Raw genomic sequence first — 9513 nt, 5'->3', positions numbered from 1 at the left:
TGTCGCCGACAGCGACGGCAATGTGGCGGACGATCCAAGCGCCTCGTTCCAGATCGCCATTGTCGACGACGTGCCAACGGCGGTTGCCGACACCGACAGTGTGACGGAAGGCGGCACGGCGAGCGGCAACGTCATCACGGATGCCGCGCCTGGCGATTTCGGAGATACTGACACGGGCGCCGACACCAAGGGTGCCGACGGTGCTTCGGTGACCGGCGTGACAGGGTTTGGGGCAACGACGCCTGCGGGCAGCGACTTCCATGTCGTTGGCCAGTACGGCATACTGACGCTGAGCCCGGACGGGACCTACAGCTACATCGCCAATTCCAACATCAGCAACGTATCGGCGGTGACGGAGACCTTCACCTACACGCTGAAGGACGGCGACGGCGACACCTCGCAGACGACGCTGACCATCACCATCAATGACGGGACCAACCCGTCGGTGGTGACCAACGCGGTCATCGCGGTGGACGAGGAAGGCCTCGGCACTGCCAATGCGACCGGCAGCGCGGCCGCGACCAATGTCGAGAACGGCAGCGGAACGGTGTCGTTCCATGCTGGTTCGGACAACATCACCGGTGTGGCGTTCACGTCGGTTGCCGGGATCACGGCGAACGTCAACGGCGTTGTCGGTGCCGACATCGTCTGGACGCTGGTCGGCCCGACGCAGATCACCGGTTCGATCAACGGCATCGATGCTATCCATATCGACCTAGTCGCACCGTCACTGCCGATCCTGGCCGGCGCCAACGGATCCGCGACAGTCAATGTGACGCTGCTCGACAACTTTCCGCACCCCGACGCGGGTGGGCAGAACGTCATCAATCTGACCGGCATCAACGTGGTCGCCACCGATACGGATGGTGACCAGGCGAGCGCGACGGTTCAGGTCAATGTCACTGACGACGTGCCGACATTGGGCACCGTGCAGAGCCAACAGGCGAGCAACGATCCGTTGCAAGCGCCGGCGGTTGGGACGCTCCACTTCGTCGCGGGCGCTGACGGAGCCGGGGCCGGCATGACGATCACTGTCGACACGACCGGTCTGACTTCAGCAGGACACCATCTCGTGACGGCGCAGGTCGGCAACGTGCTGACCGCCTATGCCGACAACAACAACAGCGGAACCCATGATGCAGGGGACACGGCGGTCTTCACCATTACGGTCGATCCCACCGCCGGCACGTCGGGGCAGTACACGTTCGATTTGCTAGCGCCGCTCGATGGCACAACAACCAATGTCGCCATTGGACAGGGCAGTTCTTTCGGGAGCGGCCCAAGCTCATCCGTGGTAGTGCACGACAATGCCAGCAACCAAGACATCGTCATGGTAACCGGTTGGAAGCCAACCGGTGGATTCACCGGAACAGAGGAGACGGATTGGTACAGCCAGACTGGAATTGGCGCCGATCCCACGTTGACACAGCAGAGCAACATCAATGGTTCTACTCAAGGATGGGGACTTGGAAACAACAATTTAAACCAAGGTGAATTCTTGCGTTTCGACTTCGGGACACCGAATGACTATGACAGTGCGGGGAGTTACGTAGCTCCAAATATCGCACTCACAAATGTATCATATGCCACATTTACATTTTTTAGCTACGATGTGGGTGATAAGATTGAGTTCGTCGCACACTATACAGATGGAACATCTGCTCATTATACTCCGCCTGCCGGTGCGGCCTCCCTAACGATCACCTCGCCTTCCGGTACGCAAATTGCGTGGATTGATGCATATGAATCGTCAGGTACTATCAAACTTAACCTCACGAATGTCGGCGTAACGTCGACCACGGTCGATCATACGATTGCGGCGACGGTGCAACTCACGGATGGCGACGGCGACCAGACGTTGGCGGGCAGTTTCACCGTTCACGTGAAAGACGGTTTGACGCCTAACGCGGTTGCTGCTCCGGTTCTGCTCGACCTCAATCACGACGGTATCCACACCACGGATCTCACGCACTCTACCGTCTCGTTCGACTATAATGGCGATGGCGTCGCTTCGAAGACCGCCTGGGTCGACACCCATGACGGCATCCTGGCGATCGATCTCAACGGCGACGGCAAGGTGAACAACGGTTCGGAGATCGTCTTCACCCAGCAGGCTGCTGGCGCGGCAACCGATCTCGCTGCGCTTGCCCTGGTCTACGACACGAACCACGATGGGAAGCTGACTGCCGCCGATCACGATTTCGGGCAATTTGGTGTCTGGCAGGATGCCAACGGCAATGGCGTGTCGGATTCAGGCGAGTTCAAGAGTCTTGCCGCTTTGGGTATCGTCGAGATCGGACTTACGAGTGACAATCAGCACTCCGTTTCGGAAGATGGCTCTGTTTTGACCTATGGTGGATCGACTTTCACCACCGCCAGCGGCGAGACGGGTGCGGTTGCCGACATCGGCTTCGGCAATTTCGATACCACCGGACAAACGGGAACCACGGGCGCCGATACCTTCAAGCTCGACAACCTCGACATCAAGGACCTCATCACCGACTACCACGGCACCGGCCCTGGTGGTGAGGGCGACAAGATCGACCTGAGTGCGCTGTTCGACACGGCGTCGGGGGGCAACATCAACGACTATGTGCACTACGACGCCGACACGAAGACACTGAGCGTCGATACCACTGGTTCGGGCAATGCGGCCAATTTCGTGGACGTCGCCGCGTTGCAGAACGCTCCTGCCGCCGGCACGATCACGATACTCTACGACGACACGGCGCATGTGCAACACACGGCAACGATCTAACGGCATAGCGCACAACCACGCGACTATGTTATACGTCGCTAATATCTAGGGGAGCTCAACATGAAACGTTCTGCAAGACTGCTGGTTTCCGCTGCGACGCTGTTGCTGGCAGTCGGGTCGACGGGGTATGCCGCCGACATCATCGATGGCCCGACCGGCGATTATTGCCGTGTCGTGGGGACGTCCAACCTGGTGCTGAACGACAACATCGTCGATCTGAAGCAGCAAGTGGTGAAGCTGATGGACGAGTCGGTCGCCGCCGCCAACAGTTCGGAGTGGATCAACTCGTCGCGTCCCGTCTTCGTCTGGGCATCGGAAGCCAAGGTCGCCTGCGGCATGGCTTACGGCTACCTCAAGACGAACTACAAGGACGAAGACACCCTCAACAAATGCGAGTGTTTTCACGATCGCATGGTCGAGTACATGCACTGACCGGCTAGGCGAACCACGCCTGTTGGCCATCATGACAGCCGACGGATCCTTCCTGAAGGCGGTCGCGGGCGCGATCGTGTTGCTTGGCTTTGTCCAAACGGTCACGCCGGCCAGTGCCAACTGGCTGGAACGACCATCCGTGAAACAACAGCTTTCGTCCGGCCTGAAGCAGGCAGTGCGCTGTGATCCGGCCACGGAGTGGACCCGGCAGACATTCAAGGCATTTGCCAGCTGCCAGGCATCGATCCATGGCCTGGAGCCGCTGCTGGCGCATGCGGTGATGGAGATCGAAAGCGGCTTCGATCCCGGCGTGCAAGGCGCCGACGGCGAAGTCGGCCTGATGCAGGTGATGCCGGCGACGGCCAGGATGCTCGGCTTTCGAGGTTCTCTGGACGATCTGAGCGCGCCGGCGACCAACATCGCGCTGGGAGTCAGATATCTTGCACAGGCCAACAGGCTGGCCGGGGGCGATCTGTGCACCACCGTCATGAAGTATCGCGCCGGGCACAATGAAAGCCGGTTCTCGGCCCTTTCGGTCCGCTACTGCCAGCGTGCGCGGGCAATCCTGGCAAGGGAGGGGATTGAAGTGACCGGGCCGTTGCCGGTGGCGACGTTCGGCTTTTCCGCCTTTTCAGGCGGTGAGGGTGGAGCCGCTGCCCAATTCTGGCCGGGGAAGGGGGCAAAGGGCGTTTGCGTGCGCCGCCTGTTCGTGCCCGGGCCGCGATACATGAAATGCGCCGACTATCGAAGTGCCGGGCAAGCAAGGCAGATCAGGACGCTCAGAGGCAGGCTTTTCGGCGGCTAAAAGAACTACAGACGGCACTGCAAGTCCGCCGTAACATGCGTTGGAGACCAGACCGGGAACAATATCCGGCGGCACATAGGGGTGGAGCATTCATGGAAGCTGGCCGACAGGTCCACTGTCCGCGGACATGGGCAATCGCCTTGGCGCTCGCCGCGATCGTGTCGGGCTGCCAGTCGAAAGGCGGCGTGTCCGAAGTGCTCGATCCGGCGGCGGTTGCCGCGCCTGCCGGGCAGAATGGGGCCGCTGTTACCGGTCCCGTCCAGGCGACCCAGTCGCTGGGCACCGGTTCGACCAAAGTCACGATGCTGCTGCCGTTGTCCGGCTCCGGAACAGCGGGCGAAAACGGCAGGAAGATGCTGGATGCGGCCAAGCTGGCGATGACGGATATTGGCAATGGACTGCTTACGCTGACGGTAGAAGACACCAAAGGCGACAGCGCACTGGCCGGCAAAATGGCGATAACGGCCATAACGACGGGCTCGAAGGTCGTGATCGGCCCGACCGAACTGACGGCAGCCCAGCATATTGCCACGCTGTCTGGATCGAAGCGGCCACCGGTCCTGGCGCTCGCCGATAATTTCGCCGGTGGCGCCGGGGTTTATGCCGTGCTCCTTGGCGAAGCGGACAGCGCCGCCGCGGGCGCTGCGGGACTAGCCGCGAAAGGCAGCAAGAAGTTCGTACTGCTTGTCGCGGATGGCCCAAACGCCGGCGCCATGGAGAAGCGGGTCGCAAACAGCCTCAGCATCTACGGCGCGGCGCTCGCGGTCACTCTCCGATATTCCGCCGGCGACGGCGCCGCGAAGGCGGTCGACGAAATGGGCTCACTCGTGGACGCCCCCGACGCCGTCATTGTCGCCAGCGGCAATGGCAGTCCGTCGCCTGTCCTTGCCGCCCTCAAATCGAAGGGCATTCCGGGAAAGACTGTCTCCGTCGTCGGAACGAACCGTTGGCTGGAGCACCCCATGGATCCGCTCTTAGAGGGGGCGTTTATCGCCACGCTCGATCCAAGTGAAACCGGGCCGATCGCCGACCGCTTCAGGACGGCATACAACTATCCGGCTGACGTCAATGTGGCCTATGCCTATGACATGGTTGCCCTGACGGCAGGGATTGCCAGCGCGATCGGGCCTGATGGCTTCAGCAAAAAGGTTCTCGAGAATCCAAACGGCTTTCGCGGGTCGACCGGCCTGTTCCGGTTTCGGGCCGACGGATCCAGCGAACGCTCGATGCCGTTCTATCGGATTGAAAAAGGTGCGCTCAAGCTGGTTGCCAAATCGACGTCGGGTTTCTGACCGGCGCAAATCCCTGAGATCCTGTTCAAGCTGATGGGCAGGCCGGGCCGCAGCCGCTTGGCGATCGCGCTCGGAAGCCTGCTGCTTCTGGCCGGGATACTGCTGATCATTCAAGGTGGGGCGTTGCTTTCGGTCGATCGGCCTGTCCGTGCCCCGTCGCGGGATGTTGACGATACGCAGCCTATCCGGCCGGTTGCCCCGGTAGCCGGCGCACAGCGCCTGGAGCCGGCGCGCAAGGTTGCTCAAGACCTGATCGCTCCGCCACGGCTTGATCCCGCTGAGATCGAACGGACCGAGCCCCGTCCGCCACTCAGCGAGCTCGGTCTCGCCGTGCCCCCGAAAACGCCAATGCCTGGGGATTGGCGGGAGGTCTTGCTCTACCGCCCGGTTGCCACATCGTCGGCGATGTTCGAATCCATGGGCCGCAAGGTGGTCATCAGCGGAGTGCGAGGCATCGATCTCGACAGCTCCTGCTCGTTTCATGACGTCACCTGGCCTTGCGGCCTGCGCGCACGCGCCGTTTTCAATTCCTGGCTGAGGGGACGCGGGCTGCACTGTTTCGTACCTCCGGACGTCGAGCGTTTTGCCGTCGCCGCGCCATGCAGGCTAGGCAAGCAGGATGTTGGCGCCTGGCTTGTCTCCAACGGCTGGGCCACGGCGCTGCCGAGCGGCATCTACGGCAAGGCGGAGGCGACAGCCAGAAAGGCTGAGATGGGCATATTCGGCCCGGCACAATAGCCTGCCATTCAACCCTGATGCTTGTCTGTTCACCGCCACGGGCGCAGCTTTGCGTCTGTCTTTTATGCATGTCCTTTTCCCAAAGCCGAGGTCATGCATTGGGAGCAAGCCGATTTCGTCCGCAGCCTTGATGGGGTCATCGCGCAATCGATTAAATTGCAAGGTTCCTTGAAACTGAAATTGCAACACACCGGCCCTATACCAGCCCATCCACAGGAGATCGGCCAGTGACAAAGACTATGGCGAGCACCACCGACCAGGCATGGAAAGGCGTCGCTTTGTTGACCTTTCTGGGAACCACTGCAATCCTGGGCGTTTCCGTCGGCCTCAATTATCTGCTCCTGTTCTCCGAGGCGCTGACGCCATTTGGGCGCAGCATGATCACGGCAATCCTGTTGCCTGTTGTCCTTGGTGTTCCGCTTTTTCTGTTCGTTGGATTGAAACAGATCGAGCTTCGTCGCTATCGCCGGGAACTCGACAAGTCGGCAACCTTCGACACCACGACCGGCTGCCTGAACGGAGCGGTCTTCACGTCGATGGTCGAAAAAAGAACGGCAAGGCCGTCGGTGCCGGGGCCTAAATCGGGCGCCTTCCTGGTCATCCATTCGGAGCATCTGCGGTCCATCAACCTGCGCTTTGGTCTTGAATGGGGCGATCAAGCCTTGCGGCTCATAGCCTCGACCATACAATCGTCGGTGCGCGCGGAGGATCTGGTTGGACGCATGGGAACGTCGATGTTCGGGGTTTTCCTCGCCGGTGCGACCGAAGCAGAAGCCAGGGAAATCGGCCAGCGTATCGAGGCGCGGATCGCGCAAGTCTATTTCGCGCCAAAGGGGACCGAGGATGCCCTGACCGTCAAGGTCGGCGGCGTGGTGTTCGAAAACCAGGTGGAGTTCGCGGACATGTTCCGGTCCGCCGAGCAGCGCATGGCCGGCGTCCAGGACGGAGCCGCGTTTGAACTGACGCATCTCCATAGCTGACATTCGCCGGGAACCAGAGCCATTCGGAACCCAGGGGAATTGTCGGACGCGGCCGCGGTTACGCTGACGACGGGGTAGCCCGTGAAGACGCCGCCCAGGTTTCGGCTACGGCGACGATCGCGGCATTGATCGGTCCGCTCGGGATCGCCGGCATCACCGAGGCGTCGACGACAAAGGCATTGTCGAAGCCGTTCAGCCGCAAGTCAGGATCGACGACGGCCTCAGTGTCACGACCCATCCGGCACGTGCCGGCCGGATGGTGATGGGTGGAAGCAGCCCTGGCAATGAAAGCATCGAGTTCGGCATCGGACTGAACCGGGGCGCCTGGCAGGATCTCCATATCGCGCCATTCGTCCAGAGCCGCATGATGGCCGACCATGCGCGCCCGCTTCAACGCCATCCTGAATGTCGCGCGGTCGTGTTCGGTTTCGAGATAATGTGGGTCGATGACCGGCGCATCGTTGCGGCCCGGCCCGCTTGGTGTGATGCGCCCTCGGCTTGTCGGATGGGTGACGCCGCACAGGATGGTAAAGGCGGAGCCATAGGGCGGGGTCTTCAGGCCCTCGGCCGCGGACGGGGCGACGACGCAGGCGAGCACGATATCGGGACTTCCCGTAGAGCGGGTCGGATCGTCGCTGTGCAGATACATCAGCGATTCGGAGTGCTGCAGGCGGGAGGGCGGCACCGGCTTTTTCGTGCTGTAGACATTTCCGAGAGCCAGCAGATGATCCTGCAGGTTGCGGCCCACATCGCCCCGATCGGCTAGGCAGCGTATATCAGCCTGCTTCAGCGTATCGGGACAGCCAATGCCCGACCGCATGAGGATGAGCGGCGTGGATACGGCGCCGGCGCAAAGAACGATCCGGTCGGCGCAGAGCGTCCTGGTCTCACCCTCGCACACCACGCTCACGCCCGTGATCTTGTGGCCGTCCAGCACCAGGTGCTCGACCTCGTGGCCGGCGAGCAAGGTCAGGTTCGGCCGCGCCATGACCTGCGACGGCAGATAGGCGTCGGCGACGCTCAGGCGCTTGCCGTCACGTATATTGAGTGAATTGGGACTGGTGCCGACCAGTTCGCCGCTGTTGTGGTCGCTCAGGGTGGGAGCGCCCAGGGATCGCCCGGCGGCGATGTAGGCACGCACGACCGGACTGACCTCGGCGTCCGGCAGATAGACGTCCAGCGGGCCGCTCTTGCCGCGTGTCGGCGCATCGAAGGCGGTGAAGGCTTCGCTGCGGATGAAGCCCGGCAACAACCCCCGATAGGACCAGCGCTCGCCGCCGGCTTGCGCCCAGGGTTCGAAATCATCGGGATGGCCGCGCACATAGGCCATTGCATGCAGGCAGCTCGAGCCGCCGACTATCCTGCCTCGCGGCCATTCATGGATGCGGTCGGCGGTGAAGGGCTGGGGCACGGTCCGGTGGCTCCAGTCGTAGGCGCGGCCCTGGAGCATCGTCCACTTAAGCGGATCGGCGATGTCGGGATCGGCCGGCATCGCCCCGGCCTCAATGAGGCCGACCTGGCACGACCGGTCTTCACTGAGCCGGCTGGCAACAACCGAGCCGGCGGATCCCGCACCGATCACCAGCACGTCGAAATGACGTTTCAATTTGGAATTCCCCGCACAGGCTCAATGTCGGAAGCTGATACGATCACGCGGCAAAGGCGCCGGCATTCGACCGTTCCATGATCTGTCTCTGCACGGACAAAAGGTGCGCGCGCATTGCGGTCTCTGCCGCTTCGGGATCGCGCTGCGAGATCGCTTCGGCGATCAGGCGATGCTCGCCGTCGCGGTGGGCGATCCGCTTGGGGCAGGTGGGTGCCGCGGTGCGCGCAACCTTCACCCGCGCATCGACACCGACCTGGCGCAGCATCTTGTAGAATTCCGCGGCGAGGTGGTTGCGGGCCGCGGCAACGATCGCGAGATGGAAAGCGAAGTCGACCTCACCCGACGGGGCGTTCTCAGGCGTGGTTGCCGCGTCGAGGATCCGCGCCGTCTCGAAAGAAGAGGCGCGCAGCGACGCCAGTCGGGCAAGGCCCGGCTCCATGATCAGGCGCAATTCCAGGACCTCGATCGGATTGGTTACCCTGACCAATTCCTCGCCATATCTCGGAAGGGCGGTCGGCGCCCGCCTGGCGCGCGCCGGTTTGAGGTCGCCCGAAAGGCGCAGCACTTCAAGCGCCTTGCGAAGCTGATGGCGCTTGACGCTCAGATGTTCCGCAAGATCGCGCTCGGACGGAAGCTTGCCGCCGCCCTGCTGCAACTGGCGGACCGCGGCGATGATGTCGTCGAGATCCGATGGTCCGACCTGCGGCTCGAATGCGCTCAAAACCAAATCTCCTGTCCGATCGGCAGACCGACGACTCAACGTCCCGACATCATATTGTGACACGAAAACCTGTTCGACGGCACTCAACCAATTCAACCAATCTACAACTGTACGCAATGGTTGACAACACCAGTTGCGCGATGGTTGACTGCCCATGTCGACGGTTGCCATCGCGGCGGAC

General features: G+C 61.9%; 8 protein-coding genes. 6 read left to right on the top strand and 2 right to left on the bottom strand.

What is annotated here, in order from left to right:
* The 6 genes from EOA19_RS31395 to EOA19_RS31370 all read left to right on the top strand — a co-directional run.
* Window positions 1–2758, top strand: a 2758-nt coding sequence (locus tag EOA19_RS31395; RefSeq protein WP_128305811.1) for a type I secretion C-terminal target domain-containing protein, incomplete at its 5' end; no start/stop codon positions are given.
* 60 nt (window positions 2759–2818) lie between these two features.
* Window positions 2819–3190, top strand: coding sequence for a hypothetical protein (locus tag EOA19_RS31390; RefSeq protein ID WP_023809946.1), 372 nt, complete (start codon window positions 2819–2821; stop codon window positions 3188–3190).
* Window positions 3191–3221: 31 nt separating this feature from the next.
* Entirely contained in the window at window positions 3222–3995 is a 774-nt protein-coding gene (locus EOA19_RS31385; RefSeq protein ID WP_128305813.1) for a lytic transglycosylase domain-containing protein, read from the top strand.
* A 140-nt stretch (window positions 3996–4135) separates the two neighbouring features.
* The gene (locus EOA19_RS31380) at window positions 4136–5287 is read left to right on the top strand and encodes an ABC transporter substrate-binding protein (RefSeq protein ID WP_245486391.1); all 1152 of its coding nucleotides are present in this window, start codon (window positions 4136–4138) and stop codon (window positions 5285–5287) included.
* A 348-nt stretch (window positions 5288–5635) separates the two neighbouring features.
* The gene (locus EOA19_RS36150; protein WP_245486389.1) at window positions 5636–6025 is read left to right on the top strand and encodes a thermonuclease family protein; all 390 of its coding nucleotides are present in this window, start codon (window positions 5636–5638) and stop codon (window positions 6023–6025) included.
* Window positions 6026–6252: 227 nt separating this feature from the next.
* The gene (locus EOA19_RS31370) at window positions 6253–7005 is read left to right on the top strand and encodes a GGDEF domain-containing protein (protein ID WP_128305808.1); all 753 of its coding nucleotides are present in this window, start codon (window positions 6253–6255) and stop codon (window positions 7003–7005) included.
* Window positions 7006–7063: 58 nt separating this feature from the next.
* Here the strand turns inward: EOA19_RS31370 and EOA19_RS31365 are convergent, their stop codons facing one another.
* Complete coding sequence (locus EOA19_RS31365) at window positions 7064–8611, bottom strand: GMC family oxidoreductase N-terminal domain-containing protein (protein ID WP_023809940.1); 1548 nt, start codon at window positions 8609–8611, stop codon at window positions 7064–7066.
* 43 nt (window positions 8612–8654) lie between these two features.
* A complete protein-coding gene (locus tag EOA19_RS31360; RefSeq protein WP_023809939.1) occupies window positions 8655–9332 on the bottom strand; it encodes an FCD domain-containing protein in 678 nt (225 codons plus the stop codon).
* Window positions 9333–9513 lie beyond the last annotated feature (181 nt).

This window comes from Mesorhizobium sp. M7A.F.Ca.US.010.02.1.1, assembly GCF_004023085.1.
GTDB lineage: Bacteria > Pseudomonadota > Alphaproteobacteria > Rhizobiales > Rhizobiaceae > Mesorhizobium.
Note: the sequence above shows the minus strand (reverse complement) of the source record. Positions and strands in the feature narration are given on the sequence as shown.